At 73.1% G+C, this 13,283-nt stretch carries 16 protein-coding genes; 3 read left to right on the top strand and 13 right to left on the bottom strand.

All coding sequences use genetic code 11. From position 1 onward, the window contains the following. Positions 1-24: 24 nt before the first annotated feature. Positions 25-1,185, bottom strand: coding sequence for a tRNA dihydrouridine synthase DusB (gene dusB, locus BLASA_RS07340; RefSeq protein WP_014375440.1), 1,161 nt, complete (start codon positions 1,183-1,185; stop codon positions 25-27). A gap of 165 nt (positions 1,186-1,350) precedes the next feature. On the opposite strand from dusB, the gene BLASA_RS24530 reads away from it, so the two are divergent. Then, the gene (locus BLASA_RS24530) at positions 1,351-2,433 is read left to right on the top strand and encodes a type IV toxin-antitoxin system AbiEi family antitoxin domain-containing protein (protein ID WP_014375439.1); all 1,083 of its coding nucleotides are present in this window, start codon (positions 1,351-1,353) and stop codon (positions 2,431-2,433) included. Between the two features lie 87 nt (positions 2,434-2,520). Here BLASA_RS24530 and BLASA_RS07330 read toward each other — a convergent pair whose 3' ends face one another. Further along, positions 2,521-3,939, bottom strand: a complete 1,419-nt coding sequence (locus tag BLASA_RS07330) for a glycine--tRNA ligase (protein ID WP_051004883.1) — start codon at positions 3,937-3,939, stop codon at positions 2,521-2,523. Between the two features lie 135 nt (positions 3,940-4,074). Between BLASA_RS07330 and BLASA_RS07325 the strand changes: the two genes are divergently transcribed. After that, on the top strand, positions 4,075-4,686 hold the full coding sequence (locus BLASA_RS07325) for a carboxymuconolactone decarboxylase family protein (RefSeq protein ID WP_014375437.1): 612 nt from the start codon (positions 4,075-4,077) through the stop codon (positions 4,684-4,686). On the opposite strand, the gene BLASA_RS07320 is transcribed toward BLASA_RS07325, so the two are convergent. From BLASA_RS07320 to BLASA_RS07300, 5 genes are all read right to left on the bottom strand, one after another. After that, positions 4,683-4,961: an antibiotic biosynthesis monooxygenase gene (locus BLASA_RS07320; RefSeq protein ID WP_231839570.1), complete on the bottom strand. Its 279-nt coding sequence runs from the start codon at positions 4,959-4,961 to the stop codon at positions 4,683-4,685. The two genes, BLASA_RS07325 and BLASA_RS07320, sit on opposite strands and share 4 nt — an antisense overlap. Before the next feature lie 61 nt (positions 4,962-5,022). Then, positions 5,023-5,787 (bottom strand): isoprenyl transferase, encoded by a 765-nt coding sequence (locus BLASA_RS07315; RefSeq protein WP_014375435.1) that lies wholly within the window; start codon positions 5,785-5,787, stop codon positions 5,023-5,025. Then, positions 5,777-6,571 carry a DNA repair protein RecO gene (gene recO / locus BLASA_RS07310; protein WP_014375434.1) on the bottom strand — a complete coding sequence of 265 codons (795 nt, stop codon included), beginning with the start codon at positions 6,569-6,571 and terminating at the stop codon, positions 5,777-5,779. Before recO ends, BLASA_RS07315 begins: the two co-directional genes overlap by 11 nt. A 2-nt stretch (positions 6,572-6,573) precedes the next feature. After that, entirely contained in the window at positions 6,574-7,491 is a 918-nt protein-coding gene (gene era / locus BLASA_RS07305) for a GTPase Era (protein ID WP_014375433.1), read from the bottom strand. A gap of 62 nt (positions 7,492-7,553) precedes the next feature. Beyond that, positions 7,554-7,754 (bottom strand): hypothetical protein, encoded by a 201-nt coding sequence (locus BLASA_RS07300; RefSeq protein ID WP_166486501.1) that lies wholly within the window; start codon positions 7,752-7,754, stop codon positions 7,554-7,556. Positions 7,755-7,929: 175 nt separating this feature from the next. Between BLASA_RS07300 and BLASA_RS07295 the strand changes: the two genes are divergently transcribed. Continuing rightward, positions 7,930-8,472 carry a hypothetical protein gene (locus BLASA_RS07295; RefSeq protein WP_166486500.1) on the top strand — a complete coding sequence of 181 codons (543 nt, stop codon included), beginning with the start codon at positions 7,930-7,932 and terminating at the stop codon, positions 8,470-8,472. On the opposite strand, the gene BLASA_RS07290 is transcribed toward BLASA_RS07295, so the two are convergent. The 6 genes from BLASA_RS07290 to BLASA_RS07265 form a co-directional block, all read right to left on the bottom strand. Beyond that, entirely contained in the window at positions 8,469-8,801 is a 333-nt protein-coding gene (locus BLASA_RS07290; RefSeq protein ID WP_014375430.1) for a hypothetical protein, read from the bottom strand. The genes BLASA_RS07295 and BLASA_RS07290 overlap by 4 nt on opposite strands. A 6-nt stretch (positions 8,802-8,807) precedes the next feature. Beyond that, positions 8,808-10,166: a hemolysin family protein gene (locus BLASA_RS07285; RefSeq protein ID WP_014375429.1), complete on the bottom strand. Its 1,359-nt coding sequence runs from the start codon at positions 10,164-10,166 to the stop codon at positions 8,808-8,810. Then, positions 10,163-10,699: an rRNA maturation RNase YbeY gene (gene ybeY / locus BLASA_RS07280; protein WP_014375428.1), complete on the bottom strand. Its 537-nt coding sequence runs from the start codon at positions 10,697-10,699 to the stop codon at positions 10,163-10,165. The genes BLASA_RS07285 and ybeY overlap by 4 nt, the downstream gene beginning before the upstream one ends. A gap of 5 nt (positions 10,700-10,704) precedes the next feature. Beyond that, positions 10,705-11,688 carry a PhoH family protein gene (locus tag BLASA_RS07275; RefSeq protein WP_014375427.1) on the bottom strand — a complete coding sequence of 328 codons (984 nt, stop codon included), beginning with the start codon at positions 11,686-11,688 and terminating at the stop codon, positions 10,705-10,707. Positions 11,689-11,976: 288 nt separating this feature from the next. Further along, positions 11,977-12,798 (bottom strand): enoyl-CoA hydratase/isomerase family protein, encoded by an 822-nt coding sequence (locus BLASA_RS07270; protein WP_014375426.1) that lies wholly within the window; start codon positions 12,796-12,798, stop codon positions 11,977-11,979. Positions 12,799-12,848: 50 nt separating this feature from the next. Next, complete coding sequence (locus BLASA_RS07265; protein WP_014375425.1) at positions 12,849-13,208, bottom strand: histidine triad nucleotide-binding protein; 360 nt, start codon at positions 13,206-13,208, stop codon at positions 12,849-12,851. Positions 13,209-13,283: the final 75 nt, after the last annotated feature.

The raw sequence follows: 13,283 nt of genomic DNA, 5'->3' as shown, positions 1-13,283 counted from the left end.
AGGATCGGAACACCTTCGGTGCGATCATCCGCCGCTCACCTCCAGCTCCGCTCCGACCGGAGGCCGCGGGTCGTCGCGGTCGGCCAGCCATCCCTCGGGCAGCGACACCGGCCGCGGCGTGCTGGTGCGTCCCCGGGGCGCGCCGAGGACCACGGTCGGATAGGGCTGGTCGGGGATGCCGGCGAGCAGCTCGTCCAGCTCGTCCAGGCGGCTCACCATCGCCAGCGCACGCCGGGTGTCCGACCCCACCGAGAAGCCTTTGAGGTACCAGGCGACGTGCTTGCGGAAGTCGGTGCAGCCGTGCAGCTCGCCCTGCTCCTCGCTGAGCAGCGAGGCGTGCCGGTGCATGATCGCGGCCACCTCGCGGAGGGTCGGCAGCGCCCGGCTCGGCCGGCCCGCGAAGGCGGCGGCCAGGTCGCCGAACAGCCACGGCCGGCCCAGGCAGCCCCGCCCGATGACGACGCCGGCGCAGCCGGTCTCGGCGACCATGCGCAGCGCGTCGTCGGCCTCCCAGATGTCGCCGTTGCCGAGCACCGGGATGTCGACGGCCTCGACGAGGCGGGCGATGGGCGACCAGTCGGCCGTGCCGCTGTAGAGCTGGTCGGCGGTGCGCCCGTGCAGGGTGATCGCGGCGGCGCCCTCGTCCTGGGCGATCCGCCCGGCGTCGAGGTAGGTGACGTGGTCGGCGTCGATGCCGATGCGGGTCTTGATGGTGACCGGCACGTCGCGCGCCGCGCACACCGCCGTGCGCACGATGTCGCGGAGCAGGACCCGCCGCCAGGGCAGCGCCGAGCCACCGCCCTTGCGGGTCACCTTGGGCACCGGGCAGCCGAAGTTCAGGTCGATGTGCGCGGGGCGGGTGCCGGCGACGCCCTCGTCGACCAGCATCTCCACCGCCCGGCCGACCGTGGCCGGGTCGACGCCGTAGAGCTGGACGGAGAACGCGTCCTTCTCGTCGGCCGTGGCCCGCACCATCTGCAGCGTCTTCGCGCTGCGCTCGACCAGCGCCCGCGTGGTGATCATCTCGCAGACGTAGCGGCCGGCGCCGAACTCCCGGCACAGCGTGCGGAACGCCGGGTTGGTGATCCCGGCCATCGGCGCGAGCACCACGGCGGGGTCGACCGCCAGCGCGCCCAGCTTCAGCGGCGGCAGGGCCGTCGTCGTCGGCTCGACAGTGCTCGTCACGGTCACCAGCGTAGGTTGACCCGCGCCGAGGGGCGTGGAGCCGTGTTCTGGCGCGGCTCCAGGCCGGTCGGCGCGGCTCGAGCCGCGCCGTCCCCAGGGTGCGTCTCGGTCCACAGATCGCTGCGGTGGCCGTCCGCCGCCGCCGTCGTGCTCCACCGTCGGGCCGTGAGCACACCCCTCGCCGTCCCGCTGACGGTCGCCGAGCCGGCCCGCCGCAGACTCGGCATCTTCACCACGGCTGATCTGACCGAGCGCGGGGTCAGCAACGAGGAGGTACGGACGGCGACGCGTACCGGGGAATGGGTGCGGCTCCGGACGGGGGTGTTCATCGGCCGGACCGACCTGGCCGAGGTCGAGCGGACCGGCCGCCGCCCGGGCCTGGACGCCCTAGCGGTCACGACCGGCCTGGGCCGCTCGTCGGCGGTCCTGAGCGGCACCACCGCCGCCTGGGTCTGGGGACTCCCTCGGCCGCGCACACCCATGACCACCGTCCACCTCACGGATCCGCACCGGTGGCGCCGCGGCAGCGGCTGGGTCATGACGCGCGCGAGCCTCCCCGACGACGACGTGGCGGTGCGCGGCGCCTACCGCGTGACGTCAGCAGCCAGGACGGTGGTCGATTTGGCGCGCACCTGGCCGGAGGTACACGCCGTCGCCGCCGTCGACGCTGCACTCGTGCGCGGGCTCACCACCACGGACACGCTGACCGGGGTCCTCGACCGCCAGGCCTACGTGCCCGGCATCCCTCGCGCGGTGCGTGCCGTGCAGCTCGCCGACGGCCGGGCCGAGTCATGGCTCGAGAGCTGGGGCCGGCTGACCTTCGCCGCACTCGGGCTGCCTCCGTTCGTGCTCCAGGTGGAGCTCTGGGCGGACGGACGGCTGCTGAAGGTGGCCGACGGCTGGTACCCCGACGCCGCCCTGGCGATCGAGTTCGACGGGCGGGTGAAGTACCGGGCGCCGCGATCCGGTCGAACACCCGCGGACGTGCTGTGGGAGGAGAAGCGCAGCGAGGACCTGCTGCGCTCGCTCGGCATCCGGTTCGTCCGCGTCGCCGCCGAGGACATGCCACCGGCACGCCGCGCGCGACTGGGCGCCCTCGTGCGACGCCAGCTCGCCGTCGAGGGGCCTTGCGTACGCGACTTCCGGGAAATCCCCCGCGCTGCGGGCCGATGGCGCGGCGACGACGACGGCGACGACGGGTGGCTGGCCCGTGCCGACGACGGGGTGGGCGCACCTGGCATGGGTTGAGCCGCGCCGAGGGGCGTGGAGCCGCGTCATGGCACGGCTCCACCCCACCCCTGTCGGGTTGAGCCGCGTCGGAGCTGCCAGACCAGGTCAGCAGCCGGGGAGGCGGGCCGCCAGGTAGGCCTCGACCTGGCCCAGGCCGATGCGCTCCTGGCTCATCGAGTCGCGCGCCCGCACGGTCACCGCCTCGTCCTCGAGGGTGTCGAAGTCGACGGTGAGGCAGAACGGCGTGCCGATCTCGTCCTGCCGGCGGTAGCGGCGGCCGATCGCGCCGGCGTCGTCGAAGTCCACGTTCCAGTTCCGCCGCAGGGTCGCGGCCAGGTCCCGGGCCTTCGGCGAGAGGTCGGCGTTGCGCGACAGCGGCAGGACGGCGGCCTTCACCGGCGCCAGCCGCGGGTCGAGCTTGAGCACCGTGCGGACGTCGACGCCGCCCTTGGCGTTGGGCGCCTCGTCCTCGGTGTAGGCCTCGACGAGGAACGCCATCAGCGAGCGGGTGAGCCCGGCCGCGGGCTCGATGACGTACGGCGTCCACCGGGTGTTGCTGGCCTGGTCGAAGTAGGACAGGTCCGTGCCCGAGTGCTCGGTGTGCGTGGAGAGGTCGAAGTCGGTGCGGTTCGCGATGCCCTCCAGCTCACCCCACTCCGAACCCTGGAAGCCGAAGCGGTACTCGATGTCGACGGTGCGCTTCGAGTAGTGCGACAACTTCTCCTTGGCGTGCTCGTAGTGCCGCAGGTTCGCCGGGTCGATGCCGAGGTCGGTGTACCAGCGGGTGCGCTCGTCGATCCAGTACTGGTGCCACTCCTCGTCACTGCCCGGCTCGACGAAGAACTCCATCTCCATCTGCTCGAACTCGCGGGTGCGGAAGATGAAGTTGCCCGGGGTGATCTCGTTGCGGAACGACTTGCCGATCTGGCCGATGCCGAACGGCGGCTTCTTGCGCGCGGCGCCCATCACGTTGGCGAAGTTCACGAAGATGCCCTGCGCGGTCTCCGGGCGCAGGTAGTGCAGGCCCGACTCGTCCTCGACCGGGCCGAGGTAGGTCTTGAGCATCATGTTGAAGTCGCGCGGCTCGGTCCACGCGCCCTTCGTGCCGCAGTTCGGGCAGGAGATGTCGGCCAGCCCGTTCTCCGGCAGCCGCCCCTTCTTCTCCTCGTAGGCCTCTTCCAGGTGGTCGGCGCGGAACCGCTTGTGGCAGCTCTGGCACTCGGTCAGCGGGTCGGTGAAGACGCCGACGTGCCCGGACGCCACCCAGGTCTGACGCGGCAGGATCACCGAGGAGTCCAGGCCGACGACGTCGTCCCGGCTCTGGACGACGGTGCGCCACCACTGCTTCTTGATGTTGTCCTTGAGCTCGACGCCCAGCGGCCCGTAGTCCCACGCCGACCGCGTACCGCCGTAGATCTCGCCGGACGGGAAGACGAATCCCCGCCGCTTGCAGAGGTTGACGACCTTGTCGAGGCGGGCGGGGTCGGGCTTGGCGGTGCTGTCGCTCACGGCGAGAGGCTCCATCCGGCTGGCGGTCGGCGGTTGACCGCTCCACGGTAGTCGGCCCGGCGTCGTCGCCTCCCGGGCGCATGACCGTCGACGACGACGTAGCATCCCTCAGCGCTGAGCGAGTTGGCGTTCCGACGAAGGGAAACCACCGTGCCGAGGGTCGAGCCGCTGCCGCGTGAGTCACTGCCCCAGTACGAGGACACCTTCCGCGCGGTGGAGTCGGCACTGGGCGTGCTGCCCAACAGCACGCTGACCATGGCTCGTCGGCCGGCTGTCATGGAGGCCTTCGCGCGGCTCAATGCGGTGGTCATGGCCGAGGGCGGCGTCGACGGGGTCCTGAAGCAACTGGTGGCCGCGGTCGTGTCCGGTGCCGCCGGATGCGCGTACTGCCAGGCCCACACGTCGCACGTGGCAGAGCAACGCGGCGCCGACGCAGAGAAGCTCGCCGCGGTCTGGGAGTTCGAGACGAACCCGCTGTTCACCGCCGCCGAACGAGCCGCCCTCCGGGTCGCCCGCGGCGCCGGCCTCACCCCCAACGCCGTGACCGATGAGGACATGGCCGAGTTGCAGCGGCACTTCGACGACGAGCAGGTGGTCGAGATCGTCGCCGTCATCGCCAACTTCGGATTCCTCAACCGGTGGAACGACACCATGGCCACCGAACTCGAGCGTTCGCCCATGCGCTGGGCGACCGACAACCTGCAGCGGCACGGCTGGGACGCCGGCAAGCACACAGCCGGTGAGCCGACGTCCGGTCGCTAGATCCCCTCGGCAGCGCCGAGGTAGGTGCCGGGCTCGTCCAAGGCGAACACCCAGACCGGGGCGCCGGCGATCTTGACCTCGGCCGCCGAGAGCGCGCGCCGGTAGGTGCCGACGCCGTCCCAGCGGGTCACGAGCGCCCAGAGGGTCGGGTCGTCGGTCGAGCGCCCCAGCTCGCCGTCCCGGAATCCCGGCCGGGCAGCGAGCGCGGCCAGCAGCGCCTCGACCTGCTCGGCGAGCACCGTGGCCTCATCCGTGCCCACGCGCAGTCGTGTCACTGCGAACACCGGACCTCCCGTCGTCGGCGCCTGTCACCGTGCGCAGACGATCTCACGCTGCTCAGGCGGTGCCGAAACGGCGCTGCCGGGACGCGAACTCCTCGCAGGCGGCCCACAGGTGCCGGCGGTCGAAGTCGGGCCAGAGCGTGTCGAGGAAGACGAACTCCGCGTACGCCGACTGCCACAGCAGGAAGTTGCTGGTGCGGTTCTCCCCCGAGCTCCGCACGAACAGGTCGACGTCGGGCATGTCCGGCTCGTCGAGAAACCGGGCCACGGTGGTCTCGTCCACCTTCTCGGGGTGGAGCCGCCCGGCCGCGACCTCACGGGCGATCGCGGCGGCGGCGTCGGCGATCTCGGCCCGCCCGCCGTAGTTGACGCACATGGTCAGCGTCAGGACGTCGTTGTCCTTGGTCAGCTCCTCGGCGAGCTCGAGCTCGCGGATCACCGAACGCCACAACCGGGGACGACGGCCCGCCCAGCGCACCCGCACCCCGAGTTCGTGCATCTCGTCGCGCCGGCGCCGGACGACGTCCCGGTTGAAGCCCATGAGGAAGCGCACCTCCTCCGGGCTGCGCCGCCAGTTCTCCGTGGAGAAGGCGTAGGCGCTGATGGCCGTGACGCCCAGCTCGATGGCGCCCTCGACGCAGTCGAACAGCGAGGACTCCCCCGCCTCGTGCCCGGCGGTCCGCGGGAGCCCGCGCTCCTTGGCCCATCGCCCGTTGCCGTCCATGACGATGGCGACGTGCCCCGGGACCTTGTCCTTCGGCAGCTGCGGCGGGCGGGCGCCGGACGGGTGCGGGTTCGGGGCCTTGACCTCACGCCTCACTGAGCAGGCTCACTTCCCGGCGCAGTGCCGACGGCTCGGATCGGTCGACCAGGGGCAGCGAACGCAGCCCGCGCTCCAGGTGCCACTGCAGGAGCGCAGCCACGAGGCCGCTGCCCTCGCGCCGGTTGGTGCCCTGGCTGGCCTCGGCCACCGCCCAGTCGCCGGTGAGCAGCGCGTCGAGCAACTCGATGGTGACCGGGCTGGGCATCGCCGAGCCGGTGGGCCGGCAGGCGGGGCAGACGGTGCCGCCGGCCGGGACGGAGAAGTGCCGGTGCGGGCCGGCCTCCCCGCAGCGCGCGCACTCGGACAGCGCCGGTTCCCAGCCGGCGACCGACATGGCGCGCAGCAGGAACGCGTCGAGCACCAGCGGTGCCGGGTGCGTCTTCTCCCCCAGCGCCCGGAGCGCGCCGACGACCAGCAGGAACAGCCGCAGCGACGGCTCCTTCTCCTCGGCGGTGAGCCGGTCGGCGGTCTCCAGCACCGCGGTCCCGGCGGTGTAGGAGGGGTAGTCGGCGACGATCTCCTGGCCGTAGGACCGGATCGACTCCGCTTGGCTCACGATGTCGAGGTTGCGCCCGGTGTAGAGCTGCAGGTCGACGTGCGTGAACGGCTCGAGCCGGGCGCCGAACTTGCTCTTGGTGCGGCGCACCCCCTTGGCCACGGCCCGCACCTTGCCGGTCCGGCGAGTGAGCACGGTGATGATCCGGTCGGCCTCGCCGAGCTTCTGGTTGCGCAGGACGATGCCCTCGTCCCGGTAGAGCGCCTTCGGGGTGTGCGCGCTCATCGTCAGTAGCCCAGCCGGTTGAGCTTCTTGGGGTCGTCCTGCCACTCGCCCAGCACGGTGACGTGCAGCTCCAGGTGCACCCGGGCGTCCAGCAGCGTCTCCATGCCGACCCGGGCCTCGCTACCGATGGCCTTGATGATCTGCCCGCCCTTGCCCAGCAGCATGGGCTTCTGGCTCGCCCGCTCGCAGTGCAGCAGGGCGTGCACCTCGACCAGCTCGCCGCCGGCCCGCTTGGGATCGGGGCGGCGGTTCAGCTCCTCGATGGTCACCGCCAGGGAGTGCGGAACCTCCTGGCGCACCTTCTCCAGCGCCGCCTCCCGCACCAGCTCGGCGAGCTGCCGCTCGACGTCCTCATCGGTGGTCTGCGCGTGCGGGTACAGCGGCGGCCCCTCGGGCAGCAGCCCGATCAGCAGGTCCTCCAGCAGCGCCACCTGGTCGCCCCCCACCGCGCTGACCGGCACCACCTCGGCCGCCTCGACCAGCCGGCTGGCGGCCATCAGCTGCTCGGCGACCTGCTGCTTCGACGCGGCGTCGGTCTTGGTGACGACGACGACCACCGGCGCCTTCACCTCGGCCAGCTGCCGGGCGATGAACGTGTCGCCGGTCCCCACGGGCTGGTCGGCCGGGATGCAGAACACGATGACGTCGACGTCGGACAACGTGTCCCGGACGACGTCGTTGAGCCGCTTGCCGAGCAGGCTCTTGGGCTTGTGCAGCCCCGGGGTGTCGACCAGCACCACCTGCCCCCCGGGCCGGTGGACGACGCCGCGGATGGCGTGCCGCGTGGTCTGCGGGCGGTTGCTCACGATGCCGACCTTCGCGCCGACCATCGCGTTGGTCAGCGTGGTCTTCCCGGCGTTGGGGCGGCCCACGAGGGCGACGAAGCCGCTGCGGTACGGCGTCGGGTCAGGGCTGCTCACGGCTCCAGTCTCCCACCGGCGACCGACAGCCCCGCGCGCCGGAGCTCCGAGGCGCGCGGGCGTCAGGACCAGGGGCGACCGGCCCGGTCGCGGCGGACGGCGTCGAGCCGGCTGAGCAGGCGGACGCCGGCCAGGGCGTCGCCGGCCAGCCGGCGCGCCACCTCGGACCAGGAGGTGGCCGGAGCGCGGACGCGCCCGGCGGCGGGGCGCCCCAGCGACTGCAGGACGAGCAGGAGCAGCAGGAGGAACAGCAACGTCGTCACGCCTTCGAGCATCCGCCGTCCCCGCCGCCACGGACAGTGGCAGGAACGACGGCGTGCACAAGAAACCTGCCAGTCCGCCACCGGGAGGCACGAAGAACACCGGGACCGGCGGGCTGGGATGATCGCCGCCGTGGCAGGACGAGAGCGGAGCCGGTCGCGACCCCCGCAGTCCGTGGTGGCGCGAGAGCGACGGTCGCACGTCGAGCAGGTGCGCGGCCACCGCTTCGTGGCCGGCTGGGGGCCGAAGCGCTCGGCGACCGTCGTCCCCGCACCGCTGCGCTACTGGCAGTACCGGCCCGGGGGGCCGGTCGCCCTGGGGCTCGCCGTGGCCGTCGCCGTGGCCTGGCCCGCGGTGTTCGGCTGGATCGCAGGCTGGCCGGCCGCCCGCGAGGAGGTGCCGCTGGCGCTGGCCGCGGGCATCGCTCTCTACGTGCTCAGCACCGGGCGGGTCACCGTCTCCGACCACGGCGTCTCCTTCGACGTCGCCGGCCGGCGGACCGACGAGGCCACGGTGCTGCCGTCGGTCCTCGTGCGCGAGGTGCGCGCCGGCCGGGCACCCGGGGAGTGGTCGCGTCCCACGCGCCGCGGCGGCTGGTGGCCGGGACGGACCCGCGTCGCCGTCCAGTACCTCGCCGACGACGGCGAGCACGCCCTGACCGTCTGGGCGCGGGACCCCGACGCCTTCGCCGCCGCGCTCGACGTGCCGCTGGCGCGTTAGACGGTGGTGCGCAGCGCCCCGTCGGGGCCGGCGAGGTGCACCGGCGCGCCCGGCGCCAGGTCGTGGACCGCGGCCAGGCCCTCCTGCTCCACCGCGTCGGCGACCGAGACCACGACCGCGGCCTCCAGGCCCTCCACCCCGCTGGAGACGGCGGCGGCGACGGCGGCCTGCAACGCCGACAGCTGCAGCGACGGCAGGGCGACGCTGGCCGCGACGTAAGTGCGGCCGTCGGTGTCGCGCACCGCAGCCCCCTCCGCCGCGCCGGTGCGGCCGCGCGCCGAGCGGGCCAGGGTGACGAGCTTCGCGTCCTCGGGATCCAGGTCAGCCACGAGGCGTCAGCCTTCCACCACGCCGGCCGGCAGCTCCGCCCGGGTGGACCCCGACGCCGACTGCCCGTCCCTGTTCTCCTCGCCGTCCTCCGACGGCTCGGGGAGCCGGGACACCAGCAGGGTGTCGATCCGGTTGCGCCGTCCACCGGTGCTCTCCGCCACCAGCCGCAGCCCGCCGACCTCGGCCGCGGCGCCCTCGATCGGCACCCGCCCCAGCTCCCGGGCCAGCAGCCCGCCGACGGTCTCGACGTCGTCGGTCTCGGGCAGCTCGACGTCGAACAGCTGCGCGAGGTCCTGCACCGGCAGCCGCGCGGTGATCCGCATCGAGCCGTCGTCGAGCTGCTCGACCTGGGGCCGCTGGAAGCGGTCGTGCTCGTCGGCGATCTCGCCCACGATCTCCTCGAGGATGTCCTCGATGGTGACCAGACCGGCGAAGCCGCCGTACTCGTCCACCACGATCGCGATGTGGATGCGCTGGGCCTGCATGTCCCGCAGCAGCTCGTCGACCGGCTTGGACTCCGGCACGAACGACGGCGCACGCATCAGCTCCTCGACCCGCGGACCGCGCTGGTCACCGGAGTACTGGGAGCGGCGGACCAGGTCCTTGAGGTAGACCACGCCGACGACGTCGTCGACGTTCTCGCCGATCACCGGGATCCGGCTGAACCCGCTGCGCAGGGCCAGGGCGAGCGCCTGCCGCACGGTCTTGGTGCGCTCGATCCAGACGACGTCGGTGCGCGGCACCATGACCTCCCGCGCGATGGTGTCGCCCAGCTCGAACACCGAGTGGATCATGTTCCGCTCGCCGGACTCGACCACGCCGCGCTCCTCGGCCATGTCGACCAGCTCGCGCAGCTCCACCTCGGAGGAGAACGGGCCGTCGCGAAAGCCGCGGCCGGGGGTGATGGCGTTCCCGACGAGGATGAGCAGGGTCGCCACCGGGCCGAGCACGCGGCCCAGCAGCTTCACGACGCCCGCGGTGGCCAGCGCCGTGCCGTAGGCGTGCTGGCGCCCGAGGGTGCGCGGGCCGACGCCGACCAGGACGTAGCTGACGACGGTCATGACCCCCGCTGCGGCCAGGACCGCCTGCAGCGTGCTGTCCCACAGGTCGAAGAACAGCAGCGCGACGATCACCGCGGCGACCATCTCGCAGACGATCCGCAGCAGCAGGAGCAGCGAGACGTGCCGGGCGCGCTCGGCGACCACTTCCTCCAGGGCGGCCGCCCGCTTCACGCCGTCGCGGCGCAGCTCCTCCACCCGTGCCTTGGACACCCGCTGCAGGGCGGCTTCCATGGCGCCGAAGAGGCCGGCGAGGGGCACCAGGCAGATGGCGATCACCAGCGAGATGATCCCGCTGGGACTCATCGGGACCCGGTCTCCCGACCCCCGGCCGGCGCGCCCGGTGCCGCGGCTCGTGCGGCCGGGGCGCCGGTCACCGGTTCGCGGGGCGCCGCGCGCCAGGCGTCGATGAGCGTCGACTGGAGGCCGAACATCTCCTTCTCCTCGTCGGGCTCCATGTGGTCGTAGCCCAGGAGGTGGAGCACCCCGTGCGTGGCGAGCAGCACGAGTTCGTCGTCCATCGTGTGGCCGGCGGCGCGGGCCTGCCGGACGGCGACCGCGGGGCACAGCACGATGTCGCCGAGCAGCGCGGGGCCGGGCTCGGGGTCGTCGGGCCGCCCGGTGTCGAACTCGTCCATGGGGAAGGCCAGCACGTCGGTGGGTCCCTTCTCGCCCATCCACCGCTCGTGCAGGCTGCTCATGTAGTCGACGTCGACGCAGAGCACGGACAGCTCCGCCATCGGGTTGATCTCCATCTCGCCGAGGACGAACCGGCAGATGCCGGCCAGCTCGGCCTCGTCCACGGCGATCTCGGACTCGTTGGACACCTCGACGGGCACGGCGGTCAGCTCCCCTGGCGGCGCGGTCGGGCGGTCCGAGCCGGCGCGCCGGCGGCCGGTCGGGTCGCGGTGGGCTGCCGGGTGGCGTCCCACCGCTCGTAGGCGTCGACGATGTCGCCGACCAGCCGGTGCCGGACGACGTCGGAGCTGGTCAGGTTGGCGAAATGGACGTCCTCGATCCCGTCCAGGATCTCGCGGACGATCTTCAGCCCGCTCTGCGCGCCGCCGGGCAGGTCGACCTGCGTGACGTCGCCGGTGACCACGACCTTCGAACCGAATCCGAGCCGGGTGAGGAACATCTTCATCTGCTCGGCGGTGGTGTTCTGCGCCTCGTCGAGGATGACGAACGCATCGTTCAAGGTTCTACCCCGCATGTATCCCAGGGGCGCCACCTCGATCGTGCCCGCCTGCATCAGCCGAGGAATGGATTCCGGGTCGACCATGTCGTGCAGCGCGTCGTAGAGCGGCCGCAGGTACGGGTCGATCTTCTCCGAGAGGGTGCCGGGCAGGTAGCCCAGCCGCTCCCCCGCCTCGACCGCCGGCCGGGTCAGGATGATCCGGTTGACCTGCTTGGTGGTGAGCGCCTGGACGGCCTTGGCCATGGCCAGGTACGTCTTGCCGGTACCGGCCGGGCCGATGCCGAAGACGACCGTGTGCTGGTCGATGGCGTCGACGTAGCGCTTCTGGTTGAGCGTCTTCGGCCGGATGGTGCGGCCGCGGCGGCTGATGATGTCCAGGCTCAGCACGTCGGCCGGCCGCTCGGAGCCGCCCGCCTTGAGCATGGCGATCACCCGGCGCACCGAGTCGGGCCGCAGCTGCTGACCGGTGCCGATCAGCGCGATCAGCTCGTCGAAGACGCGGACGGCGAAGGCGTTGTCGGCCGGCTGCCCGGTGACGGCGATCTCGTTGCCGCGCACGTGCACGTCGGCGTCGACCCCCGCCTCGACCAGCCGGAGCAGCTCGTCGGCGGAGCCGAGCAGCGCCACCATGGGCACGTTGTCGGGAACGGTGATGGTCGCCCGGACGGCGGCGGGGACGGACCCCGCCGGACTCGCGGCGGAGGGGGCCGGTGACCCGGTCGGGCCGTCCGCGGCAGCGGCCTGCGCCGATGCCTCACGGGAACTCGGGGCACCTGGCACGGGGACGTTCGGGGAGGTGTCGGGCAAGAACCCTCGACCCTGCCTTCCTGCGACGGCGGTGTGCGACCAGCGCACTCGGAACCCGCTCGACTCTACCCGCGCCCGACCCACCGAATCCCGGTTCGCCCGTTGGGGGGGTCACCGCCCGCGGTAGGTGGCCTTCCCGGGTCCCTCGCTCAGGAACGACGCGACCGCCCCGCGCAGGTCGTCGGTGGCGAACAGCGGTCCGGAGATCTCCGGCACCAGGGCGTCGGCGGCGCGCGCGCCCTCCCGGACGGCGACCGTCGCCAGCCGCTTGGTGGCCGCGTGCGCCACCGTGGGACCGGCGGCGACCCGGCGGGCGTACCCGCGGGCCGTCTCGGCGAAGCCGTCGTCGGGCAGCACCCGGTTGACCACGTTCCACCGCTCGAGGACGGCGGCCGGGTAGCGCTCGCCGGTGTAGACGAGCTCCTTGGCCCGCGCCGGGCCGGCCCGTTCGGCGAGCCGCTGCGGCCCACCCATCGACGGCGTCAGCCCCACGACGATCTCCACCAGGCCGAAGGACGCCTTCTCCGCGGCCAGCAGGATGTCGCAGGACAGCGCCAGCTCGAACGCGGCGGTCAGCGTCAGGCCGTGGGCGGCGAAGACGGTGGGCACCGGCAGGTCCTCGAAGGTGTTGGCCACCCGGAGCAGCCGGGCCCACAGCTCCCCGCCGACCCGGGCGGGGTCGGGGCCCTCGGCGACGTCGCGGAAGTAGGTCACGTCCACGCCGCCGGAGACGACCTTGCCGCGCGCCTCGACCAGCACCGCGCGGGCGCGGTCGGCCCGGGCCGGGTCGGTGAGCTCGACCAGCTCGCCGGCCACCGCCTCCATCGCGTCGAACGTCGCCGCGTCGAAGAGGTTCAGCGGCGGGTTGTCCAGCACGACGACGGCGACGTCGCCGTCGCGCTCGATGCGGAGGGGCGCGGTGCTCTCGGTCATGGGTCCACCTTCCCAGGCGGCGCGGCCGTCGGCGACGACGGTTCCCTGGGTCAGCCCGGAGGCCAGCCGAGGTCGCGCCCGCCGAGGACGTGCAGGTGGACGTGGTGGACGGTCTGGCCGGCGGCCGGGCCGGTGTTGGCCACCATCCGGTAGCCCGGCTCCGCGCCGTCCCCGGACACCAGCCCCTCCTGCCGGGCCACCGCGTGCGCGGCGGCGACGATCTCGCCCATCAGCGCCGGGTCGGCCTCGGCCAGGGCACCGGCGGTCGGGTGGTGGTCGGTCGGGATCACCAGCACGTGGGTGGAGGCCTGGGGGTTGATGTCCCGGAAGGCCAGGACCCGGTCGGTCCGGTGGACGACGTCGGCGGGGATCTCACCGGCGACCATGCGGCAGAACAGGCAGTCGGTCACCCGCCCGACCCTAGCCGCGGCGGCAGCTGCGCACCGAGATGCGCCCGGAGCCGGTCTCCCACCGCTCCGAGAGCC

This window comes from Blastococcus saxobsidens DD2, assembly GCF_000284015.1.
GTDB classification, from domain to species: domain Bacteria; phylum Actinomycetota; class Actinomycetes; order Mycobacteriales; family Geodermatophilaceae; genus Blastococcus; species Blastococcus saxobsidens_A.
Note: the sequence above shows the minus strand (reverse complement) of the source record. Positions and strands in the feature narration are given on the sequence as shown.

Excerpts from the sequence above, each read along its gene's own strand:
- BLASA_RS07285 (WP_014375429.1), bottom strand. The coding sequence starts at position 10,166 with ATGAGTCCCAGCGGGATCATCTCGCTGGTGATCGCCATCTGCCTGGTG.
- BLASA_RS07330 (WP_051004883.1), bottom strand. The coding sequence starts at position 3,939 with ATGGAGCCTCTCGCCGTGAGCGACAGCACCGCCAAGCCCGACCCCGCC.
- BLASA_RS07270 (WP_014375426.1), bottom strand. The coding sequence starts at position 12,798 with ATGACCGAGAGCACCGCGCCCCTCCGCATCGAGCGCGACGGCGACGTC.
- recO (WP_014375434.1), bottom strand. The coding sequence starts at position 6,571 with ATGAGCGCGCACACCCCGAAGGCGCTCTACCGGGACGAGGGCATCGTC.
- BLASA_RS07275 (WP_014375427.1), bottom strand. The coding sequence starts at position 11,688 with ATGGTGGCGCTGCTCGGCTCCGCCGACGAGCTGCTCCGGCTGGTCGAG.